Here is a 249-nt window from a genome sequence, read left to right as displayed (position 1 = left end):
GTGCCGCACCACAAGGCCAGCTGCCTCGAACTGGGTCAGGACACGGTAAACCGTGGCCAGACCGACGTCCTCACCAGCCTCCATCAGCGCCTTGTAGACATCCTCGGCACTCATGTGGCGTTGCTCGGCGGAGTCGAGCATTTGCAGAATTTTGACCCGTGGAAGGGTCACTTTGAGGCCGGCTTTGCGTAGTTCGCTATTTTCAACCATGGTCAGCTTTATCGCGATGCTGCTTCGCAGCTTCTATTA

1 protein-coding gene is annotated in these 249 nt (G+C 56.6%); it reads right to left on the bottom strand.

Features of this window, described 5'->3' with window-relative positions; genetic code table 11:
• On the bottom strand, positions 1 to 210 hold a 210-nt coding region (locus ACIPLA_RS19880; RefSeq protein WP_401175294.1), incomplete at its 3' end, for a transcriptional repressor.
• Between the last annotated feature and the right edge of the window lie 39 nt (positions 211 to 249).

Origin of the sequence: Pseudomonas sp. NPDC086112, assembly GCF_044746425.1 — a bacterium.
Classification (GTDB): Bacteria; Pseudomonadota; Gammaproteobacteria; order Pseudomonadales; family Pseudomonadaceae; genus Aquipseudomonas.
The sequence above is the reverse complement of the archived record's forward strand: the minus strand, read 5'-3'. Positions and strand labels throughout refer to the sequence as shown.